16 protein-coding genes and 1 pseudogene are annotated in these 22,769 nt (G+C 63.7%); 3 read left to right on the top strand and 14 right to left on the bottom strand.

The genetic code is table 11. From position 1 onward, the window contains the following. The coding region (locus AC1Q7H_RS35435; RefSeq protein ID WP_492382285.1) for a carboxyl transferase domain-containing protein at positions 1–542 on the bottom strand (542 nt) is incomplete at its 3' end. Positions 543–773: 231 nt separating this feature from the next. Then, a complete protein-coding gene (locus AC1Q7H_RS35430; RefSeq protein WP_492316621.1) occupies positions 774–2,282 on the bottom strand; it encodes a class I adenylate-forming enzyme family protein in 1,509 nt (502 codons plus the stop codon). A gap of 176 nt (positions 2,283–2,458) precedes the next feature. Here AC1Q7H_RS35430 and AC1Q7H_RS35425 point away from each other — a divergent pair, with 176 nt between their 5' ends. Further along, entirely contained in the window at positions 2,459–3,142 is a 684-nt protein-coding gene (locus AC1Q7H_RS35425) for a Crp/Fnr family transcriptional regulator (RefSeq protein ID WP_492316622.1), read from the top strand. A gap of 163 nt (positions 3,143–3,305) precedes the next feature. On the opposite strand, the gene AC1Q7H_RS35420 is transcribed toward AC1Q7H_RS35425, so the two are convergent. Together AC1Q7H_RS35420 and AC1Q7H_RS35415 are read right to left on the bottom strand one after the other, a co-directional pair. After that, positions 3,306–4,510, bottom strand: a protein-coding gene (locus tag AC1Q7H_RS35420) for an IS3 family transposase (protein WP_492382286.1) whose coding sequence is annotated in 2 segments (ribosomal slippage) — positions 3,306–4,192 and positions 4,192–4,510 — 1,206 coding nt in all. Because the reading frame shifts where the segments join, the coding sequence is not laid out codon by codon here. 78 nt (positions 4,511–4,588) lie between these two features. Further along, positions 4,589–5,416 carry a reverse transcriptase domain-containing protein gene (locus AC1Q7H_RS35415; RefSeq protein ID WP_492316633.1) on the bottom strand — a complete coding sequence of 276 codons (828 nt, stop codon included), beginning with the start codon at positions 5,414–5,416 and terminating at the stop codon, positions 4,589–4,591. Positions 5,417–5,933: 517 nt separating this feature from the next. Between AC1Q7H_RS35415 and tnpC the strand changes: the two are divergent. Beyond that, a pseudogene (gene tnpC / locus AC1Q7H_RS35410) lies at positions 5,934–6,717 on the top strand (IS66 family transposase); the annotation flags it as partial. Positions 6,718–6,878: 161 nt separating this feature from the next. On the opposite strand, the gene AC1Q7H_RS35405 reads toward tnpC, so the two are convergent. From AC1Q7H_RS35405 to AC1Q7H_RS35385, 5 genes are all read right to left on the bottom strand, one after another. Beyond that, positions 6,879–7,736 carry a fumarylacetoacetate hydrolase family protein gene (locus AC1Q7H_RS35405; protein ID WP_492316634.1) on the bottom strand — a complete coding sequence of 286 codons (858 nt, stop codon included), beginning with the start codon at positions 7,734–7,736 and terminating at the stop codon, positions 6,879–6,881. Between the two features lie 11 nt (positions 7,737–7,747). Then, positions 7,748–8,332, bottom strand: a complete 585-nt coding sequence (locus AC1Q7H_RS35400) for a VOC family protein (RefSeq protein WP_492316635.1) — start codon at positions 8,330–8,332, stop codon at positions 7,748–7,750. A gap of 98 nt (positions 8,333–8,430) precedes the next feature. Then, positions 8,431–9,741 carry a 2-oxo acid dehydrogenase subunit E2 gene (locus AC1Q7H_RS35395; protein WP_492316636.1) on the bottom strand — a complete coding sequence of 437 codons (1,311 nt, stop codon included), beginning with the start codon at positions 9,739–9,741 and terminating at the stop codon, positions 8,431–8,433. A 31-nt stretch (positions 9,742–9,772) separates the two neighbouring features. Continuing rightward, complete coding sequence (gene mdeB, locus AC1Q7H_RS35390; protein ID WP_492316637.1) at positions 9,773–12,448, bottom strand: alpha-ketoglutarate dehydrogenase; 2,676 nt, start codon at positions 12,446–12,448, stop codon at positions 9,773–9,775. A gap of 291 nt (positions 12,449–12,739) precedes the next feature. Beyond that, positions 12,740–13,831, bottom strand: coding sequence for a helix-turn-helix domain-containing protein (locus AC1Q7H_RS35385; protein ID WP_492316638.1), 1,092 nt, complete (start codon positions 13,829–13,831; stop codon positions 12,740–12,742). A gap of 238 nt (positions 13,832–14,069) precedes the next feature. Here AC1Q7H_RS35385 and AC1Q7H_RS35380 point away from each other — a divergent pair, with 238 nt between their 5' ends. Further along, the gene (locus AC1Q7H_RS35380; protein WP_492316639.1) at positions 14,070–14,723 is read left to right on the top strand and encodes a TetR/AcrR family transcriptional regulator; all 654 of its coding nucleotides are present in this window, start codon (positions 14,070–14,072) and stop codon (positions 14,721–14,723) included. A 112-nt stretch (positions 14,724–14,835) separates the two neighbouring features. Here AC1Q7H_RS35380 and AC1Q7H_RS35375 read toward each other — a convergent pair whose 3' ends face one another. From AC1Q7H_RS35375 to AC1Q7H_RS35355, 5 genes are all read right to left on the bottom strand, one after another. Continuing rightward, positions 14,836–17,295 carry an efflux RND transporter permease subunit gene (locus AC1Q7H_RS35375; protein WP_492316640.1) on the bottom strand — a complete coding sequence of 820 codons (2,460 nt, stop codon included), beginning with the start codon at positions 17,293–17,295 and terminating at the stop codon, positions 14,836–14,838. After that, entirely contained in the window at positions 17,292–18,362 is a 1,071-nt protein-coding gene (locus AC1Q7H_RS35370) for a WD40/YVTN/BNR-like repeat-containing protein (RefSeq protein ID WP_492316641.1), read from the bottom strand. The genes AC1Q7H_RS35375 and AC1Q7H_RS35370 overlap by 4 nt, the downstream gene beginning before the upstream one ends. 289 nt (positions 18,363–18,651) lie before the next feature. Beyond that, positions 18,652–20,058, bottom strand: coding sequence for a DUF1329 domain-containing protein (locus AC1Q7H_RS35365; protein WP_492316642.1), 1,407 nt, complete (start codon positions 20,056–20,058; stop codon positions 18,652–18,654). Positions 20,059–20,077: 19 nt separating this feature from the next. Further along, positions 20,078–21,787, bottom strand: a complete 1,710-nt coding sequence (locus AC1Q7H_RS35360; protein WP_492316643.1) for a DUF1302 domain-containing protein — start codon at positions 21,785–21,787, stop codon at positions 20,078–20,080. A 248-nt stretch (positions 21,788–22,035) separates the two neighbouring features. After that, on the bottom strand, positions 22,036–22,467 hold the full coding sequence (locus AC1Q7H_RS35355) for a nuclear transport factor 2 family protein (RefSeq protein ID WP_492316644.1): 432 nt from the start codon (positions 22,465–22,467) through the stop codon (positions 22,036–22,038). Positions 22,468–22,769 lie beyond the last annotated feature (302 nt).

The following is a 22,769-nucleotide window of genomic DNA, read 5'->3' as shown; positions in this document are numbered from 1 at the left end:
ATCTGCGGGATGCCCTGCTTGGACAGGTTGGCCTGGTTGTAGAAGATGCGGCCGAAGTGGTCGCGGTCGGGGAACACATCGTCCTGGTTGGGCAGATTGGCGCCGCCGGAATCGACCAAGTAGATGCACGGCAGGTTGTTCTGCTCGGCGATCTCCTGCGCGCGCACGTGCTTCTTGACCGTCATCGGGTAATACGTGCCGCCCTTGACGGTGGCGTCGTTGCAGACGATCACGCACTCCTGCCCGGCCACGCGGCCGATGCCGGTGATGATGCCAGCGCCGGGCGCGGCATCGTCATACATGTCGTAGGCGGCGAGCTGCGACAGCTCCAGGAACGGCGTGCCCGGATCGAGCAGTTGCTGCACGCGGTCGCGCGGCAGCAGCTTGCCGCGCGACAGATGCTTGTCGCGCGCGGCCTCGCCACCGCCTTCGGCCAGCTTTGCGATCCTGGCCTCCAGGTCGACAACCAGGGCCTGCATTGTCTGCGAATTCGTTTTGAACGCTTCGGATCGAGGGTTCAGCTTTGTCTCAATTACCGCCATATCAGCACCGGAAATTCTGTGAATTGGGTTATGCAGTTATCGCTCAGGCCGTCCTAGCGAACAGCTTGTGCTCGCTCAGCACGTGTATCTCCGCGGCTCCGGCATCGATCAACGCGCCCCCCGGGAACTGGCCACGACCAGGCCAACGATATTGCAAATCGCGCTGCCCGTCGATCGCGGCCAAGTCACCGAGCAACCAGCCATCGCGGTTGTGTCTCCAACCAAACACAATCAAACGCGCAAAGCCCGCCGCAGGATCTTTCCAGAGCCCGTCTTCGGCAGATCGTCCACGAACGCCACCAGCCGTGGAATCTTGTACGCGGCCAAGCGCGTCCTGCAGAACTCCAGCAATTCTTGCTCACTCACGCTCTGACCTTTCGCCAGCACGACGATAGCCTTGGCCAGCTCGCCCTTCAATGGGTCGGGAATACCCACTACGGCCGCCATCGACACGGCAGGATGCTCGCTGAGGACACTTTCGAGCTCAGCCGGATAGATATTGAAGCCACCGGTGATAATCATGTCCTTAAGGCGGTCGACGACGTAGATATAGCCATCCTTGTCCATGTAGGCGAGATCACCCGTGTGCAGAAAACCCTCACTATCGATAGTTTCGGCAGTGGCATCCGGCCGGTTCAGGTAGCCTTGCATGGTCATCGGGCCCTTGAGCGCCAGCTCTCCGATCTCGCCCGGTGGCAGAACCTTTCCAGGTTCGCCGTTCGCGACGATGCGCGCTTCCATGGACGGCAGAGGCAAACCAATGGACCCGAGACGCCGTTCCCCAAGCAGTGGATGCGTGGCTCCCAGGCCGCCTAGTTCGGTCATACCCCATAGCTCAAGCAATGGAGCACCGAAGCGCGCTTCAACTTCGCGCATTTTCGCTTCCGGCATCGTCTGCCCCCCCACTGTGCACCGAGTCAGGCTTGAGAGATCGTATGAAAGGAAGTCTGGAAAGTCGAGAAGGTAGAGGTACATCGTGGGCACGCCCTCGAACAGGGTTGCCCGGTACGTGTCGATGCTCCGCAGCACGGCCTCTGCCTGAAATGTCGGATGCAGGATCAGCGCCATGCCGTACGCGATGGCGCATTGCATCACGACGTTGCCATAGACGTGAGACAGCGGCAGCGCGCTTACCACCGTGTCGGCTTCGGTACGCCTGTGCATTGTGGCCGTCATCGCGACGTTCAGAAGGATCGCCCGATGCGTCAACAGGGCGCCCTTCGGCTTACCCGTCGTTCCCGACGTATAGCCGATCGTGCTGATCTCTTCCAGCCTGTCCTGATCAACCCGCAGTTCCGGGTCCACCGGCGTTTCGCTCCAATCGGTGAACATCTCGACCGATTCCGCGACACCTTGAAAAGAAACCAGGACCGGTCCGTTCTCCCCTAGCGCTGCGCGTAGCAGCAGCAACTTTTCGCTTTGTCCGAAAACCACTGCCGCGCCGCAGTCGCGCACCGCGAAGGCGGCCTCGGGCCCAGTCAGCATGGGATTGAGCGGATTGACTATGCATCCCGCCTTGAGAATGCCGTAATAAGCGATGATCCATTCCGGCGAGTTCGGCGCATAAAGCGAGACTGTCGTGCCTTGCCCGTACCCGCGTTGCAGCAGGCGCGTTGCCACGCTGGAGGACAATCGATTGAGTTCGGCAAAGGAGAAGCGCCGATCGTCCACTACAAGTGCCGTTCTCTCGCCATATCGTGCCGCGGACGCGGCAATCAAGGCACCAATTGAAGTCTCCATTTCTTTTCTCCGGTGTCGCGCACACCTTTTGCGCCGTCCGAACCGAACGGTCATGAGCGAGGGCGCGCTGACCAATTGCATAGTCATCCGGGAAGTCACTTTAGGGAGAATCTAGGCGGAAGTCTGTCCCGTATGAAACAATTGCGGGACAAAAGCCATACTCGACTGCCCTGACTATGAAGACGACCGACGAGCTGCTCCTGACCACGCCCTGGTTCCCGACCCTGACGCAGGAGCTCCAAGACCAGGTCCGCCAAAATGTCAGCTTGCGAGACGTGGCGCCTGACGGTTATGTCTGCCGGCGCGGCGAGCCCAGCCATTGCTGGTTTGGCGTGGTGGATGGCCTGATCAAGGTATGCAACACCTCCAGCGAGGGGCGAATTATGACCTTTGCCGGCCTGCCGCCAGGTGCATGGTTTGGCGAGGGAACGGTCCTCAAGGGTGACCGCTGGCACTACGACGCCATCGCTCTGCGCGCCTCCTTGGTAGCCTGCCTGCCTTCGGCATTGTTTTTCCGCCTGCTCGATGAAAGCATCATCTTCAATCGCTTCGTGCTCGAGCACGTGAACGAGCGGCTAGGACAACTCATGGCAATGGTACAGAGCGACCGTCTTACCGAGCCGGCGTTGCGCGTCGCCAACTGTCTGCTGGCAATGTTCAATCCACGTCTGTACCCACTGGGTAAGACCGAGATACCACTGACACAGGAAGAAATTGGCTACCTCTCCGGCATCACTCGTCAGAAAGTGAATCTCGCCGTCCGCCAAATGGAGGCACTTGGCCTGCTGAGCGTCAGCTATGGTCGTGTCATGGTGACCGACTTGCACGGATTGCGCCGTTTTGCCACTCGGACGCCCTGATCGTCGCCCTCAAGTCTAGACCGAAGTTTGACTCGGAGACCAAGCTAACCTGTTGAAGCGCCACCCGACGCTCGCCTTCTGGCGTCGCTTGCGCCGCGTTAGCAGAGTTCGAACCTTCATTTCCAGTGGATTTGCCCCCGTGTCCCCGGACACGGTCACACCCTTAGGTTGATAAGGCCATCGCACGCCTGAACTCCCGCGGGGAGCGGTAATTCAGGGCGCTATGGGGGTGCTGCTCGTTGTAATGCTCAAAGGCGATGGCCAGATTGCGAACCGCCGTCTCGGCATCAGGCTTGGGCATGAAGGCGACGTAGTCGCGCTTCATGGTCTTCACGAAGCTCTCGGCCATCCCGTTGCTCTGCGGGCTGCAGACCGGCGTAGTCAGCGGCTTCAAGCCGATGGCCGAGGCAAACGCCCTGGTCTTGTCGGCCGTGTAGCCCGAGCCGTTATCGGTCAGCCATTCAATTTCCGTCGGCGTCTTCAGCGCGTTTCCAAAGCGATTCTCGACGGCGGCCAACATCACGTCGCGGACCACGTCACCGCTATGCCCACCGGTGGTCGCCGCCCAGCTCATGGCCTCGCGGTCGCAGCAGTCCAGGGCGAACGTCACGCGCAATGGCTCGCCGTTGTCGCAGCGGAACTCAAAGCCGTCAGAGCACCAGCGCTGATTGGTCTTCTCTACAGCAACCTTGCCGTCATGCCGGCGCTGAGGCCTCGGCGGAACCGCTCTGCGTTGCAGCAGCAGGCCGTGCACACGCATGACCCGATAGACCCGTTTCACGTTGACGGGCGGCGCACTGTGGCGCTCGCGCTCCCTACGCAGTACACCCCAGACCCGGCGATAGCCGTAGCTGGGCAGATGCGCGACCGCGTTGCAAATCTCCTCGACCAACCCTGCATCGTCGGATTGCCTGGCGCCGCGCCCATCCCGCCAGTCTGCAGGACGAGCCAACTTTTCTGCCACATTCGAGCGCGCTACACCGAGAACTTCGCAGACCCGCTTCACAGGTCGTCCCCTGGCAATGAGGGTGAGCGCGCAATCCATTTTCGCGACTTCATCACCTCCACTGCCTCGCGCAGAATCTCGTTCTCCATGGTCTTCTTGCCCAGCAGCCGTTGCAGCTCACGAACTTGCTTGAGCGCATCGCTCAACTCGGAAGCTGGCACCACCTCCTCCCCAGCACTGACGGCAGACAGGCTGCCGTCCTGGTACAGCTTGCGCCAATGAAAGAGCTGGTTCGGATTTACGCCATGCTGGCGCGCCACCATCGACACCGTCTTACCCGGCTCGCAGCTCTCGCGCACCATCGCGAGCTTCTCTTCCGGCGACCACCGCCGCCGGCGCTCCGGCTCCGTCAACACTTCCACCAATTCCTGCTTCGTTTTAGTCATAAACACAGTCGTATGCCTACCCGCTATTGTAAGTGGGGGACTGTGTCCGGCGATTCAGGGGGCCGCTCCATCCAGATAGTCGCGCACCTCACTGAAGGCGCGACTGGCGTTGCCGACCCGGAAGTAGTTGACCCATCCCGCCACCGCGGCGTTGAGTTTCGCGACCAGCTTCACGGCCGGGGTCGAGCCTCCATGCCGGATGATGTCGCGGATCCTCGCCTTGATCGCTTGGCGAGCCTTCTTCTTGGGGGTCATCAGGACGAAGTACCCTTTCCCCGCTCGTTTGCGCACGCGACGCAGGTCGAACCCCAGGAACCCAAAGGCGTCCTCCTTCAATGTATCCACCACAATGGTTTTCTCCGTGTTCAACTCGACGCCTAGCGGCACGAGTTGTTCCCGCAGACGCTGCAGGGCACGTTCAGCCCAGCCGCGTTTGGTGTGGTGGCCACTGACGGTGATGACAATGTCGTCAGCAAACCGGTGATAGTTCACTGCCTCGTAAGGGCCCTGTGCCGTCTTGCGTCGAATCTCGTCGAACATCCAGTCAATCTCATTCAAGTAGATGTTCGCAGCGAGTGGGCTGAATGGGCCACCTTGCGGTACCCCAACTTTGCCCGCTGCTTTGATAACCTGCTTGACCAAGTGCATGACCTGAGGATCCTGAATGCGCTTCGCGATCTTGCCCAACAGGGTTGAATGTTGAATTGTGTCAAAGTAGCGCGACAGATCCACATCAACCACCGTCGACATGCGCCGCAGCACACTGCGTCTGACTTCCGCCAGCGCGAGGTGTGGGGACCGCTTCGGTCGAAACCCGTAGGAGTTCGGGCAGAAGTCCGCCTCGAATACCGCTTCGAGGATCAGTTTCAGCGCCCCCTGCACCGCGGGTGGTCACCGGCAAGTTTGTGATCAGCTTCCACTCTATGCGCATTCTTCCTGCAGGTGCGCCTCGTTCAATAGCATGGATCACCGTTAGGCGCAAAGCTGGGTAACGTCGTTGTTTCCCAATCGGAGGCAACACTGTTATGCGCCGATATCGTAGCTCCAGTACCGCCCGATGAGCCTTGCCAGTTTGGTCCCGGACTGTAATCCGATGTACGTCCTTTAACCTGAACCTCATCCATCTCGTTTGCGATCGTGTGGCTCCCATCCCCAGCAAGCCGGTCAACGCATGTACGAACCAAGAAGTTTGTTTGAAGCTCTTCGGAAAGGCAGAAGAGTTCGCAAATATCGCTCTCACGATCGCCAACGTTAACGCACCGTTGCAGTTGTTCAAGCAGTGCCTTGTGGGATTCTGATGCATTCTAGTCTTGCGGTCACCACACAAGGAGTTCCATTGGGCCTTGCCGCTGTCAAATTCTGGACGCGGAAGAAATTCAAAGGATGCAACGCGCTCAACGCACAGCCTGCACAGGAAGACGTGCCCGGCACGAAGGTCGCCGCTCACACCCGCAACAAGCGCGGTCGCAAGCCGCTCGATCCCAATCTGCCACGCGAAGTGGTACGTCACGACCTGCCCGAGCCCGAGCGCTTCTGTGCAAACGATGGCCACGCGCTGGTCGAGATCGGCGTCGAGATCAGCGAGCAACTGGACGTGATCCCGGAACAGGTCCGTGTCATCCAGCACCAGCGCGTCAAGCGCGCCTTCCCGTGCTGCGATCTGAGCATCAAGGTCACGCCGGTCCCGCCGCGTATCATCCCCCGTGGCCTGTTTACCGAGTCGGCTCTTGCCTGGATTGCCACCAGCAAGTACCAGTTCGGCATGCCCCTGTATCGCCAGGCCGCATTACGCATTACTGCGCCGCTTCGGCGGCGACATCTCGGCGAATACCATCGCCGTCAGCATGGTGTGCGTGGGCCAGGCCGTGCGGCCGGTGATCAACCTGCTGCGCGATACGCTGCTTGAGTCTGACATCATCTACGGCGACGAGACGACCCTCCAGGTCCTGAAGGAGCCGGGACGGCGGCCACAGACGAAGAGCTATATGTGGGCGCAAATGAACGGCTCCGGGCCGCCCGTGCGCTTGTTCAGCTACGCGTCGGGACGCGGCGCCAAACATGCCAAGGAAATCTATGCTGGCATCCGTCCAGGTGCGGCGTTGATGACCGATGGCTATGAGCTTTACAACGGCTTGGCGATCGAGCACCAGCTCATTCACCTTGGTTGCTGGGCGCTGTTACGTCATGGGGACATCCTTGAGCGAACCACACGCGGGCCGTTGCCGACGGCAACTTGCACGCAAAATTTATGTCATCGCCGCCATCACTGATACAGTAATTTCCACTCTGTTATTGATGCCAGGGCCCGGCCTTCCCGTGAGACGACCGTGCCAAGGATGACCGGCTATTCGCCGACGATGGGATTCTGGATTGCCCCGATCTGATCGATCTCGACCCGTACAATATCGCCCGCGCGCAGCCAACGGGGCGGCTTGCACGCTGCTCCGACGCCGCCAGGTGTGCCCGTCAGCAATACATCGCCCGGCTCAAGGGTCATGGCTTGCGAAAGATGCGCGATCTGCGCCGGGATATCGAAGACAAGGTGACTCGTTGACGAATCCTGTCGTTTCTCGCCGTTCACGAACAGCCGCACGTCAAGATTGCAGACATTCGCGATCTCGTCGGCGGTGACGATCCATGGCCCGAACGGTGCGTGCGTATCGAATGACTTCCCGACCGTGAACTGCGAGGTGCGCAACTGCCAGTCGCGCACGCTGACGTCGTTCGCCACGCAGTAGCCAAACACCATCGACATCGCATCCTCTGCCCTGACATGCCGGCAACGCCGTCCGATCACCACCGCCAACTCCGCTTCATAGTCAAGCTTCTCCGATACCCGAGGCAACGCCACAGGCGAGAACGGTCCCGTCACCGCTGTCGGCATCTTGGCAAACCAGAGCTGATCCTCCGGCGTGCCCATGCCTGATTCGGCGATGTGATCCGCATAGTTCAGTCCGATCGCCAGGATCTTGCCCGGACGCGGCACCGGGGCCAGCCATGTCAACGCATCGCCCCGCAAGTCCGGCGCGGCCGTCCGCACCGCCTCGACAACCCTGGGCTCCCAGGTTTCCCAGTCCTTGATCAGTGACACCATGTCACCGGGGGCGCCGGGCAAGCGCGCCGCAATATCCACCACGCCCTCTCCGACGGCGACACCCACCCGCACCGGGCCGTCGCCATGCTGAAAACTGATGAGTTTCATTGCGCCTCCCCTCAACGAGCCACTGCGGCGACCGGCCGTGCCGCCGTGCCTTGCCGGCAAAGCTGGGACGCCGGCATCCCGTCACGCCATAGCGTCACCATCGCGTCCGGGTCGAACTCGACACCGATCGGATTGCTCGCGAAGGCATGGGAATGGAAATACGCGGCAGCGTCCTTCGGATCGGGATAATTGTCGACCTGGAGTTCGATATCGTTCCCTTCCGGATCCCGGTAGTAGATCGATGTGGTCGGGCCATGGTTGATGCACCAGAACGGCACAATCCCATCCTGCTTTAGCCGCAGGTACGTCGTCAGCAGCTCGCCAATGTCGCGATAGCTGAAGGAAATGTGGTCGATGCCTACCGTCCCCTCGGGCTTCGGCGCCAGTTCGGGCATGTTGGCGATGGCGGCACGATGGTGCTCGTCGTCGAAGGTGATGAACGTCAGCATCTCGTTCGCGAACACCACGTCGGCAAGAAACACCGTCCGATACCATTGCACGACTTCCGCGTATCGCGCGGTGCGAATCACCAGATGCGCCATCTTGAAAGGAACGATGCGCTCGCCGGCACCGCCCTGGTCCAGATTCCCTGTCATCCAATTGTCTCCTTGTCTTTTCTTGCATGCCGGGCGCTCTTTATCGGGGCCCGGTTCCGAACGGCGCCGTGCATGGCGCCGGATCTCGTCTACGCGCGTCAGAGGATCGCGCGCCGGAAGTCCGTCAGGACGGCTCCGATATGTCCGAGAAAGCGGGCCGCCTGGGCACCGTCCACGGCACGGTGATCCCACGACAGCGAAAGCGGCAGGATGGATCGCGGCTGGAATAGCGCCCCATCCCATACCGGCTGCGTCCGGGCGTGCCCCAGGCCAAGTATCGCGACCTCGGGCGCGTTGATGATCGGCGTGAAATGCGTGCCACCAATTCCGCCGAGCGACGATATTGACAGGCATCCACCTTGCATCTGCTCGACCGACAACCTTCCTTCGTGCGCCAGAGCCGCAAGCGCGGCCACCTCTTCCGCCAGGGCGGCCACCCCTTTGCGATCCGCGTCGCGAATGACCGGAACGACAAGGCCATTCGGCGTGTCCGCCGCAAAACCGATGTGGACATACTGTTTGCGTACCACCTCCTCCCCATCGAGACTCACATTGAACGCGGGGAATTGCCGCAACGCATGCGCGCAAGCCTTGATGGCAAACGCGAGCAAGGTCACCCTGGGCGCCTGTGGCTGGCGCTGGCGGTTCAGGACACCACGCAGCGCGTCCAGTTCGGTGATGTCGCACTCCTCGAAGTTGGTCACATGCGGGATCCGCACCCAGTTGCGATGCAGATTGGCACCGGAGAGCCGCTGGATGCGTGTCAGCGAGGCGCGCTCGACCGGACCGAATCGTGCAAAGTCGACCTCTGGCCATGGTGCCAGGTCGAGCCCGCCCTCCGCTGCCGGTGTGGGCCGCGCGGTGAGCGCCGCCTTGACGTGTGCAAGCACATCCTGGCGCAGGACCCGCCCTTTCGGCCCGGAGGGCATTACCGCTGAAAGAGCCACACCCAGTTCGCGCGCCAGCTTGCGCACGGCAGGGCCCGCGAGCGTCAGCACATCGGACACCCGCTCGGCATCGGTGCGCAGACCGGGTGCCGGCCATGTCGGCGCATCGGGCTCCAGGCCTATCGGTCCCGCGTCCGCATGGCTGCCGGCACCTTGCTCCTGAGTTGTCACCACGGCAGGCGGTTCGCCGGCCGGTTCGTCTGCGCGCGCCACCTCGCCCGCCACCGCGGTGACCGGTTCAAGGTGCGCGATGGCGCAACCCCGCGACACACGATCCCCCGGTTTCAACAGCACTTCCCTGACCACGCCGGCGAATGCGCTTGGCACATCCATGGTCGCCTTGTCGGATTCAACGGTCATCAACGATTGCTCGAGGTACACCACGTCGCCGGCCTGTATCAGGACCTCGATGACGGGCAGGTCGTGAAAGTCGCCGAGATCCGGTACGATCAATGTTTGCATGAAGACTCCTGTATGAGCGATGACCATGCCGTCAGGACAGCCACGGTGCCGCCTGGTCGGCATGGATGCCATACCGGCTGCGCGCCTCAGCATGCTTGCCGGGTGCCACGGACGCCAGCACGGCCAGCACGATGTGATGGCGGTCGATTTCGAAGAACGACCGAAGCGCGGTGCGCTTGTCGCTTCGCCCGAAGCCATCGGTTCCCAGCGCGGTGTAGGGCGCGCTGACGTACGATGCAATCAGCTGCGCGCAAGCGCGCACGTAGTCGCTTGCCGCGACGATCGGCGTCTCGCCCGGCAGGCAGCGCGCGACATGACTGGGCGCCCCGTCGCCCGACAAGGCATCGCCAAACAACCGCTGCCGCTCAACCTCGCGGGCATCGCGCGCCAGCTCCGAAAAGCTCGTCACGCTCCATATCTCCGAGGCAACGCCCCACTCGCTGGCCAGCAGGTCGGCCGCCGCAATCACTTCGCGCAGGATTGCACCGGCACCGAGCAACCGTACCCGCGGCGCACCGGCCGCAGCATCGCGCGTGCCGAACCGGTACATGCCCCGAACCACGTCTTCATGCAATGCGGGATCGAGCGGTGCCTGCACATAGTTCTCGTTGGTCACTGTCAGGTAGTAGAATTCGTCCTGCTGACCTTCGAGCATGCGCCGGCTGCCATGGTCGATGATCACGGCGGCCTCCGCGGCAAAGGCGGGATCGTAGGCCCGGCAGTTCGGTACCGTCGCCGCAATCAGGTGGCTGGAGCCGTCCTGGTGCTGCAGGCCCTCTCCGCCAAGCGTGGTACGGCCGGCAGTGGCCCCGATCAGGAACCCGCGCGCGCGTTGGTCCGCGGCCGCCCAGATCAGGTCGCCAACGCGCTGGAAGCCGAACATCGAATAATAGATGTAGACCGGCAGCATCGGTACGCCATTGACGCTGTAGGACGTCGCAGCCGCCACCCAGGACGAGATCGCACCGGCCTCGGTGATGCCTTCCTCGAGCAGCTGCCCGTCCCTGCACTCCTTGTAGTACAGCATCGACCCCGAATCCTCGGGCTCGTATCGCTGTCCGAGCGGCGCATAGATGCCGATCTGCCGGAACAGGTTCGCCATGCCGAAAGTGCGCGCCTCATCGGCGACGATCGGCACGATGCGCGGCCCCAGCGTCCTGTCCTTCAGAAGATTCCCCAGCAGCCGGACCACGCTTGTCGTGGTCGACACCTCCCGCTCGTCGGGGCTCAGCGCGAACTGGGCATAGCTCGCCAGCGCGGGGACAGTGATCGCGTCGGCAACGGCCTGGCGTCTCGGAAGGTAGCCCCCCAGCGCTGCGCGGCGCTCGCGCAGATAGACCATCTCCGGACTGTCTTCGGCGGGGCGATAGAAGTCCATGGTTTCGAGCGCGGCATCCGGGAGCGGCAACTCGAAGCGATCGCGGAATGCCTTGAGCGCATTAAGGTCCAGTTTCTTCTGCTGGTGCGAGGTGTTGCGCGATTCCCCCGCCTGCCCCATTCCGTAGCCCTTCTTGGTCTTGGCAAGAATGACGGTCGGCCGGCCGCGATGGCGCGATGCTGCCTCGAATGCCGCGTACAGCTTGTGGAAGTCGTGGCCGCCGCGGCGCAGGCCATCGATTTCCTCGGGGGTCATGTGCGCAACCAGCGCCTGCAACGCCGGATCCAGGTCGAAGAAGTGCGCGCGGTTGTACGCGCCGTCATTTGCGCCGAGCGCCTGATACTGGCCGTCCACCGTCTCGGCAAAACGCTTGAGCAGGACATGATGCCGGTCGCACGCAAACAGTGCATCCCAGTCGGAGCCCCAGATCACCTTGATCACATTCCAGCCGGCGCCGGCAAACAGGGATTCGAGTTCCTGGATGATCTGGCCATTGCCGCGTACCGGCCCGTCGAGCCGCTGCAGATTGCAGTTGATGACGAACGTAAGGTTGTCGAGCTGTTCCCGTGCCGCCAGCGACAGTGCCGCGAGCGATTCTGGTTCGTCCATTTCGCCGTCGCCGAATACGCCCCATACGCGGCGATGCGAGGTGTCCGCCAGGCCGCGATGCTCGAGATAGCGCAGGAACCGCGCCTGGTAGATGGCACTGATCGGCCCGATGCCCATGGACCCGGTAGGAAACTGCCAGAAGTCCGGCATCAGCCAGGGATGCGGATAGGAACTCAGGCCGCCGCCGCCCACCTCCTGCCGGTAGCTCGCCAGTTGCGCCGCGGACATCCGGCCTTCGAGATAGGCGCGCGCGTAGATGCCGGGCGCCGAGTGCGGCTGGAAGTAAACGAGATCGCCTTTCCCCGATGCGCTGTCCGCACGGAAGAAATGCTGGAACCCGACTTCGAAGATCTCGGCCGCCGATGCATAGCTTGCGATATGGCCGCCAAGCTCGCCATAGGACCGGTTGGCCCGCACGACCATCGCCAGGGCATTCCAGCGCATGATCGAGGTCAGCTTTGTTTCCAGGGCCAGATTGCCCGGATAGACCGGCTGCGCCTCGACGGGAATCGTATTGCGGTAGAGCGAATAGGGATGGGCGCCGGCGCCAACGCCAAGGTCGCTGGCCTGCTCGGCCAACCGCTGCATCAGAAAGCGCACACGCGGGATACCGGCCACGCGCGCCACGCTGTCAAGCGCGTCCAGCCATTCCCGTGTTTCCTGAATATCGCTGTCTTCCCCCGCACGTTCGCCGGGTTCGATCGGATGAATGTTCATCATACCTGTCGTCGTCACCTGAGAATCACCATGAAGCATTGACCGACAGCGGCAACATCGTTCATTGCCACCGTCGGCCAGACATGCGCCGACTATAGAAGCGGCGACACGCGGCGACTTGGCGAATCTTGCGGAACTGAAGGCATCTTGCGCGCAGCCGTGCCGGGTATCGGACGGCTCTCCCGCATGGAGGACGCGCGCACCAGGTGGCGCGCCAGATGGGGTTGTCAAGGCACGGGAAAGCGGGTCAGACAGCCGCAGGCTGCTGACACGGCCGGCGGCCCGGCGCCGCCCTCAGCGCGTCACGCGCGCTTCCTGCCGGACGGTGCCGGAACGGCGCGCCGCGCGATAGGTGCGCGGCGTGCAGCCCATGGCCTGCTTGAACAGACGCGTCAGCTCGCTTGAGCAGGAAAAGCCCACCTGCAGCGCTATGTCGGTAATGGAGTGGTCCGTGCCGCCGATCTTTTTCGCGGCCACCCGCACCCGCTCAGCCATCAGGTATTTGTGCGGCGGCAGACCGAACGACACCTTGAACGCACGCGAGAAATGGAACCGGCTCATGCCGACAAGATCCGCCAGCGTCTGCAACTCGATGCGTGTATCAAGGTGGGCCGCGACGAACTCCCGCACCAGACGCTGCGCACGCAGCGACAGTCCGCCGCGGTTGACTGCGGTGCCGCCGGACTGGAGCCGCTGCATCCGCATGATTTCCTGCATGATCAGCATCAGGATCGTTTCACGTTGCATGGTATCCGACTCGGCGTCGTCGAGCATCGACCAGCGCCGCACCCGTGCGACCAGCGGCGAAAGCAACTCGTTGCGCAGGTTGATATCCGGCCGCAGGCCATGTACCGCCGCACTTGCGGCGGGCTCGCCCACGATCCGCGCCATCCGTTCGCTGTCCAGCGTGATCAGGGTGACCCCGATATTGCTCGACACACCGGACCATGCCACCAGCCGGCTCCTGGCCGGCACGACATCGATACCCGCATCCAGCGCCCCCGCCGCCCCGAGCCGCGTGCCGTCGATGCGGCGCTCGCCCTCGCTGTAGCTTCCCCCATCGAATACGAGCAGCGTATGCGCGTGCCGCTCCATGCGCACCCGATGGGGCGTCGTCCCCGCGGCCAGATGATGCGCGGTACACCAATCCGACCGGAAGACAACCTGCGGCTTCAGGCTGTCGCGCCTTGGCAGCGGTCCCGGTACGCCCTGTCCGGCACGAGCCATGACAGCGTCGTTGTCGGACCGCGGCGCGTCAACGGCTTCGAACAGCACATCGTCAATCCCTAGGGGAAAACACGAAACAGCGGCAGGATGCGGGGCTGAGGGGAACAGGAAGGATGACGCGCCTCCTGTGGGACCGACGTGCTGAGGCGGATGGTTCATGTGACTGTCTCCTGGATCACCTGGCGGCGTGTCGGCGCCGGTTTGTTCTCGTCTGGCTCATTTATAGGTCACATGACCCACTCATGGTGTCAGGAAATACCCGCACCGCACACGTCTTCATCCCTTATATATCTGGGAAATTCCGTCAGGATCGTCGCTTTCTTGATGAATTCAATGTATGGGTCATTAGACCTATAATCTGACTACCGTACTCAATGATTCATCCGTTCCTGCTCTCATGAAAACCATCAGGCTTACGTCCCACGACCTCGGCAAGCCCCCGGCGGGCGACGATGCCCCCCGACGCGGCAATCGACAGACGCGCATCCCGGAAATCCTTGACGTGGCCGCGCGCCTCTTCGCGCGGGATGGGCATACCGCCTTCACCGCCCGGCGCGTGGCGGCGGAAGCCGGACTGCGCCTGAGCACGCTGCAGCATTACTTCCCGACACGCGATGCCTTGCTGCACGCGACCATCGAATCGCTGGTCGCGCACTATCACGCACGGTTTCGTGCCCTGACGGAGGACACCTCGCTCGCGCCGGCGCAGCAGTTCGATGCCGTGCTCGACTTCACCTTCGAAGCCTTCGCCGACCCCGACACGGCCGCCTTCTGGATCGAGGTATGGGCCATGGCCCGCCACGAACCGGTTGCATCAACCCTGGACTTGCGCGCCTACGAAGACGGCACACGCTATGTCGAAACCGTGATTGCCAGGATGATGCCGTCGCTGACGGCTGAAGAATGCGCCCTGCGGGCCATGCTGATCTCGGCCCAGGTGGAAGGCCTGCTGGCGCTGGTACGACGCTATCGCGATGCGGTCCCCGACCTCGGCACCCTGCTCGCTGCCATGAAGCAGGTTTGCCGTGCCATTGCGTACGCGGATGCATAACGAAAGGCAGGAACCGCAACGGCCCCGAAGGGCCGCAATGGCTTGTCGCCGGAAGGGAATGCTGCGTTCCCCTCACTGACCGTCGCCAGGGCACGGCGGCCCTGGCCGGGGATCACGTCCGGCCCAGCAACCCGGGACGACCCGCCGCTTCGCCTGCCGTCACGGATTCGCCGATACAGGCGTTCGCCGCCGCGGGGCGTAGCAGGAAATGCGCCAGCGCAGGCAGCAGGACCAGCGCGCCCACCATGTTCCACACGAACATGAAGGCCAGCAGGATTCCCATATCGGCCTGGAACTTGATCGCCGAGAACGCCCAGGTCGCCACGGCAATCCCCAGCGTCGCCCCGGTGAGCACCACGACACGGCCGGTGAAGCGCAGCGCTTCCGCATAGGCCTCCTCCAGCGCGACACCCCGCCGCAGGTGGGCCAGCGTCACGGTCAACACGTACAGCGCGTAGTCCACGCCGATGCCCACGCCAAGTGCAATGACAGGCAAGGTGGCAACCTTCACGCCAATACCAAGGCACACCATCAGCGCCTCGCACAGGACAGAAGTCAGCATCAACGGCAGCACCGCGCAGATCACGGCACGCCACGAACGGAATGTAATGAACGCCAGCAGCACGACGGCGGCATAGACCAGGCCGAGCATCTGCATGTTCGCCTGCCTGACGACGATGTTGGTGGCGGCTTCGATGCCGGCATTGCCCCCGGCAGACTGGATCCTGACATCATGGGTATCCTGGACCGCGGCGAACTGCGTCACAGTATCGACCACGCGGGTCAGGGTATCGGCCTTGTGATCGTGCAGGTAGACCGACACCGTCAGCAGGTCGCACGCCTGGTCAATCAGCTCGCGCGGCGCTCGCGTCACGATGGTATTGAGCATGTCCTGCGTACGCGGAATGTCATACCACTTGAGGCTGCCTTCGTTCATGGCGGACGCGGCCCCCTTGCTAATGCCAGCCAGCGACTGTGTCGTGACAACGCCGGGCAGCCGGCGCAGTTCCGTCTCCAGTGCATCCACCGTGAGCAGGGTGTCATACTGGCCGCACGCGTACTGCGGCGTGCGCACCATGACGACATAGTTGTCGCTGCTGGCCCCATAGTTCGCGACGACGAAGCGATTGTCGCGGTTGTAGCGCGAGTCGGCACGCAGTTCCGGCGCACCGGGATCGGTATCGCCAATGCGCAGGTGCAGGCTGGTCGCGAAGCCGATCGCCCCGAGCACGACGGACACGGCAATCGCCCCGATCGCCCAGCGCCGCCGGGTGAACCGCGCCAGGCAACGCCAGAGCCACGGTTCCGGTACGTGGGCCCGTGCGCCCGCCTCTGCAGGAAGCCGGCGCTGGGCCGCCGCCTTGCTGACCCCCGTGAAGGACAGCAGCACCGGAAGCAGCACAAGGTTCGTGACGATCAACGCCGCGACGCCGATGCTGGCCGTGACCGCCAGATCCTGGATGACACGAATATCGATGATCATCAGGACCGCAAAGCCCACGGCATCGGCCAGCAACGCCGTCACGCCGGCCAGGAACAGGCGGCGGAAGGTGTAGCGCGCCGCCACCAGCCGGTGGGTGCCGCGCGCGATGTCCTGCATGATCCCGTTCATCTTCTGCGCGCCATGGCTCATGCCGATGGCGAATACCAGGAACGGCACCAGCACTGAGTATGGGTCCAGCGTATAGCCAAGCAAGCGCAACATGCCCAGTAGCCAGATCACGGCAACCAGCGAGCATGTCACGACCAGCGCCGTGCTGCGCAGGCAACGCGTGTACCACAGCAGCACCCCGGTGCAAATCGCGATGGCAATGGCAAAGAACACTATCACCTGACGTACGCCGTCGATCAGGTCGCCCACGATCTTGGCAAAGCCCGTAATGTGGATACGTACCTTGTCGTTGCCATACTTGTCGCGCAATGTCTCCAGGCGATGCTGCATGTCGCCGTAGTCGAGCGGCTTCCCGCTCGCGCCGAGCGACTCCTGCAAGGGAACGAGAATCATGCTCGAACGGAAATCGTCGGCCACGACCTGGCCGATCTCGCCCGAGCGCTCGACGTTGGCCTTGACCTGGGCAATCGATGCCGGTGAGGCATCGTAGTCGTCCGGAATCACCGGCCCACCATCGAGTCCGTCCTCCGTCACGCCGGTCCAGCGCGTGGCGGGCGTCCAGAGCGACTTCATGTACGGCCGATCGACCCCGGGCATCAGGAAGAGTTCATCGTTCAGTTGCCGCAAGGTGGCCAGGTAGCCGGCGTCGAAGATATTACCGCTGCGCGCCTCGACGGCAATCCGCAGGCTGTTGCCCCCCACCGCCATCTTCGACTTGTTCGCCAGGAAGTTCACGATGAACGGATGCCCGGTCGGAATCATCTTGTCGAACGCGGCATTCAGTCGCAGCCCGACCGAGGCAATGCCCAGCCCAACGGTCAACAACACGCACAGCGCGACCACAATGCGCCGGTGGTTGAACAGCAGGCGCTCCAGGCGCGACCCGGAATTCGCGTCAAAGGCATCGAGCTGGCCGATGACGGGCGGCTCCCGGTCCGCGGACGAGGATACGAAGCTCATGAATGCGACTCCTGAAATGCAGAATGCGTGCCGGCATGGCTGCCGGCAACAAGGCGGGAACGATCGACACGCGCCGCACCCACGCTGGCGGCGCCGGTCAAGACAACACGCCGGACCCCGCGTGCGCCAGCCACAATCAACGCGCCATCGGCACTCGCGACCAGATCGGAAAGCGGGAATGGCTCGGGATTCGCCAAGACCTGGAAGCTCATGCCGCCGTCACTGCTGTGGCGCAGCTGGCCGGCTTCGTCAGCGATGACCAACTGGCCGGCGGGCGACCCGTCGGACGCAAGCCACAGCCCGGTAGTCAGGGTGACAACGCCTTTCACCGCGAGCGGGTGCCACGTCGCGCCCCCGTCCTGCGTCGCGAAGCCATGGCCGCGCAGCCCCAGCATCACGATGCCGTGCTGGCCCATGGAGATGGCGTCGAAGAAGGTTCCGGCATACGGACTGGGCAGTGCCGAGAACCTCGCCTGGTGTACGTCACTGCCGCTTCGCAGGATCAGGCCTTGCTCGCCCGCCAGGTACAGGGCGTCACCCGTCGCCAGAATCCGGTAGAGATGTCGCCCGCCAGGGTTCTCGATACGCCCCGCAATCGAATGCCAGTGCCGGCCGCCGTCCCGGGTGGCCAGCGCCATGCCGTAGGCACCCACGGCAATGCCGTCATTGACATTGAAGAAATGCACGTCGAGCAGCGGCTTGTCCGGGCCGTCGGCGATCCATTGATGCGCGGTCGCCACGCGCTGCCGTGCGGCCTTTGGCAGCGAATCCGCCAACGCTGCGCCATCGGTGCCCGCGCGGGCCTCTTCCAGCGCCAGTTGCGCGGCCCGGCGGCCGTCAAGCTGGAGCGACCACGTTTCGCCACCATCATCGGTGCGCAGCACGACACCACCATTGCCCGCTGCCCAGCCGGTATCCGGGGCAGCAAACGACAGGCTGGTCAGGGTCACGCTGACTGGTACCCGCGCCTGCCGCCACGTCCTGCCGTGGTCATCCGACAGGACGACAATGCCCGCCTCTCCCGCGGCAATGACGCGCTTGCCCGCCCGTGCCACGCAGGTCAGCAACGCGCGCTCCGGATGCGAGCGCCGCGGCGCCGGGCGCCGCAACGGGTCCAGCGAAGCGGTCCCCGGCCTGGCCGCGTCCGCCGGCGTGGCGCCCCACGCCGCATGCCCCGGCAGTGCTTGCGCCACCAGGGCCAACAGCCCGCCGGCACCGCCAACCATCAGCCGGCGTCGCGTATGCGACACCAGCCCCACCCCATCGGCCCGGCATTCCCCCCCCGCCGGCATGCCGTCCGGCTGCGCCGCTGTTTTGTCATGACTTTCCATCGTCAGCCTCGCAATCCCGTGCCGGTCATCGTGTGGCGTCGGCGGCAGCCGCTTCGCCGGTGAAGAAGCTGTCCGGCTTGCGTGTGCCGACCCGATAGGTTTCGCCGTTGAGCGACACCACGGAACTGTAGGTATCGGCCTGCAGGTTGTAGATGATCGCCTGCGCAACGACGACGGCGGGAATCGATGGCACGACGAACGGCGGGATCTGCTCCGTGCGCCACAGGTTGCCCTGGGCGTCATACCCGTCTGCCAGGCTCATCGTCCAGCTGTCCTCGTCCAGGTAGAAGCGGCGCTTGGGCACGGCGTGTCGCTTGCCCGGGGCCAGGGTGGCCTCGACCACCCAGACGCGATGGGTTTCCCAGCGCAGCTTATCCGGATTGACGTGGTGCTTGACGAACGCCTCGTCGAGCTTGGCCGTCACGAACGCATTCGCGTTGTAGGGGACGATCATTTCCTTCTTGCCGACCAGCTTCCACTGGTAGCGGCCCGGATCGCCGGCGAACCCCATCACCTCGTCGAAGTAATGCGCGCCTGAAGACATGAAATCGGGCGTGTCATAGCCCACCGTCGGCGCACGGCGGACACGGCGCTGCCCGACCAGGTACTGCCAGGCCTCGCGCGACTGCTTTGCGTCGATGCTGTCATGGGCTACCAGCGATTCGCCGGCGCGGAAGGGCGGTTCCGTCGTGGTGAAGCGCTGCAGCAGGTACTTGCCGGACCAGTTCTCGAGCGCACCATCCTTGTAGTAGTACGGGAAGTTCCAGTTGTTCTCGCCACGGGACGCGATCGTGCGGTTGCCGTCCGACGTGCCGACGATGTTCTTGAACCCCATCTGCGCCGACTCCGGCTGCACCCGCAACAGGAAGTTCCAGATCGCCTCGAAGCCGTCCCTGGGAATCGGGAACGGGATCCCGCCAAAGCACCCTTCGACCGACAGGCCGCCCTCGCGCGTCTTGCAGCGCGTCGCGTTCCGGGCGGTGTTGTCATAGACCTGGGGACTTGCTGACGCCGTGCGGTGCGCCGGGTATACGTCGACGCGGAACGTATCGGGATACTTCTTCAGCAATGCCTGCGTACCGTCGGTGAGCTTGTCGGCGTACTGCACCATGTTCCTGGCCGTGATCTGCATCACCGGCTTCTCATTGGCAAACACCGCAGACGGAACGTCCCCCACTTTCGGCCCGGATGCGGACGTCATGCCGCCAGTCCATGCCGGGATCACGCCGTCCTTGCTGCCCGCCTTCTCGCCGCCCAGCGGCGTGAGGGCCGACTTGAGCGCGGCCGCCTCGTCGGCGCTGACAGCCGCAATGGCATGTCCTGGCACGCCTGCCGCCGCCATGCACAGGCCCCCCAGCCATGCCGCAGCCAACGCTGCCTTGTGTTGCCATGCACCGGCACTGGCATGCCGTCCTTGCTTTGCCTCTTTCATAGTGACTCCTGCCCGCTGGTCAGAACGTGCGCTGAATCGACAGCGCGATGAAATTCCGGTCCTTGTAGACCTGGTTGCCGGTCAGCTGGCCGGCGGCGTTGGCCACGCTGCCGGCCCTGCCGAAGAAATGGGTGTAGGTGAACGAGCCGTACCAGACCTTCTCGTAGTCCGCCTTGATGCCAAAGGTGAAATCGCCGCCGTGCCGCGCCGGGAAGCCAAGCCCGTTGACCGACGAGTTGCCGAACAACCCGTAGCCGATGCCGATCGGCACCTGCATGTCGACGCCCGGCAAGACCTGGAAATACTCGGGCTGGACGATCAGGCGCAATGCCGCGGCATCGCGCGAGACATTCGGGTCGAGCTGGTCGGCATTCCTGGTGACGGCCAGCCGCCGGTTATAGGCAACCTCCCCGGTAATCGACGCGCCCTGCCAGAGCGGACCGGCCGGCAGCACATTGATCACCGAAAGCTGCGCATGCAGCGTGTGGCCGACCGGGTAGAGCGGGTTGCTGCTGCCGTTGCCAGCGCCCAGCGGGTCGAGCACGATGTTGCCCACCGCGTTGAGCGGCATGTTGTGGCGGAAGGACAGTTCACCCGCCACGTTGGCATCACCGAGCACCGTGCTGAAGCTCGCCCCATATGTCGTGATGCCTTCCCCGTAGACCTGGACATACTGTCCAATCTCGCCAGTGGCGGGGTTCACCCCGCCCGCCCCGGGGCGCAGGTAGAACTGTGGCGCCTTGTCGTGAAAGCGCGCCGCATAGATGCCGTACTCGGTGTCGCCGAACTTGAACTTGACCTGTCCGCCGCCCTGTCCCGAGTTGCGCGCGTCGATGTCGGTGCCGTGGAAGAACGCAGCCGGGCCGCCGCCCGGCATCAGCGGCGCCCCGCCCAGCAGCCGTTCACCGCCTGTTCCCGGGAAATCGCCGAAGCTGAAGTAGCTGCCCGAAGGCGGCAGGCGCGACGCCCGCCACTCGAGCTGGTAATAGGCGCCCACGGACACTTGCGTGTTGATCTGCCAGTTCGCCGACAACTGGGTCACCGGCATCAGGATTTCCTTGAACTGCGAGTTCGGGACTGCAAGCGCCTTGATCACATCGACCGGGGTCTGCGCGGCCGCGATGCCATTGGCGCCGAAATACAGGCTTTCGCCGTACAGCTGGGTAAAGCGGCCGGCACGGACGTTCAGGGCGGTATCACCCGGCGTGAACCTGCCGAACGCGAATGCGTCCAGGAACTCCGCCTTGCGCCCCATCAGGTCACTGGTAGCATCGGTGAAGTGGTCGTGCGGGACCGACACGGCATTGGCCGTCGCCGGCGAGTTGTTGGCGTTCGAGCGGTTGTAGATCGTGTCGTACCAGGCCGCGGCACTCACGCGTGCGCCCACGTTCTGGTACTTGACGTCCATCTCGGACAGCAGATCAACGCGATTGGAGATCATCCCGCGATGGAAGTTGCGGTCCCCGTCGTCAAAGTTCGGATTCGCGTTCGATGCATTCGGGCCGGAGACATTCTCGTCCAACCCCTTCACCCGCCAGGCTGAGCTGTACTTGAGCGTATTGTCCCAGCGCCACTGCAGGTCAGGCACACCGGTGTCTATCGAGAACGCCTGTGCGCCGGTCGCGGCCAGCGACGGCAGGACTGTCGCCACCAGCGTGCGCATCGCGCGGGTTCTCAGGGCACGCCGGCGGCGCTTTGCCCGTGGCGTTGTCGGTGGGAAATGCGGCATCGGGAGTCTCCTCTTCCTCTGGATTGGCGCCGGTCGGTATGCCGGCTGCAGGCTTGGATGCTTGTCGGTCTTCTTTGCGGCATCCTGGACCGTCGTCCGCGCTGTCCCCGGCTAACTCACCCTCGCCTGCGCAGGCCGCCACACCCGCCACGCGCTTGCGCGTCCTGGTCATTGGCGGCGGGATGGCCTCTATGGCCTGGCAGGAGGACGGTGGAGATCTCAGCGGCCTGGACGACCAGTCCGGACTGTCAGAACGCTGCCGTGACCACGCGCGACGCAATGCGCCACCCTTCCGGGGTCAGGCGGTAGTCGTCCGTGAATTCGGCGATCACCGTGACCGCGGGCACGCCGTCGCCCGAACGCGGGCCGCGATGCAAGGTGAGGTTTGAAGTTCCCCGCGCCGCTCCGGGCACAGGGCAAGCGTCGATGCGCACATTGGTGCAGACGTAGCGGGTCTCGGTGTCCGCAGGACGCGCCTGCATGGCGGCGAGAATCGCGGCGCGTCCGCGCAGGGTTTCACCCTGGCGCATAAAGGTCCCGTCCTCCGTGAACAGTCCGGTAACGGCCGCATAGTCCCGGTGGTCCACGTGGTAGGCAAAGTCGTCGCAAAGCCTGGCGCATGCGGCGCACAATGCCAGGTCAGCGGGGGCGGCCAAATCGGTATGCAATGGGGCGGTCATGCGTTGTCTCCTGTACGTCGGCGAGACCGGCGCGCGGGCCAACTGTCTCGGCGGGCGAGCGTCACTGCGCTCGTCTCTGTCAGGGGCGTAACTTGACGCAGTTCCCGGGCCGCCGCTTAACGATTCTTGCTATGTACGAAGGATCTTGCCGCGCGCGGCGCCACCGCCGGCCGCTGGCAGTGGCGCCCTGTCGCGCTGCCGGCAACCATGCGCAAGAAACGTCGACTTGCGCACGAATCGCGCTGCGCGCCGTGCCCGCCTTTGCCACATTGCCGTGACCCGGCTGATTGGCTGCACTCCGG

The organism is Cupriavidus sp. GW823-FHT06D04 (assembly GCF_058795055.1).
The sequence above is the reverse complement of the archived record's forward strand: the minus strand, read 5'-3'. Positions and strand labels throughout refer to the sequence as shown.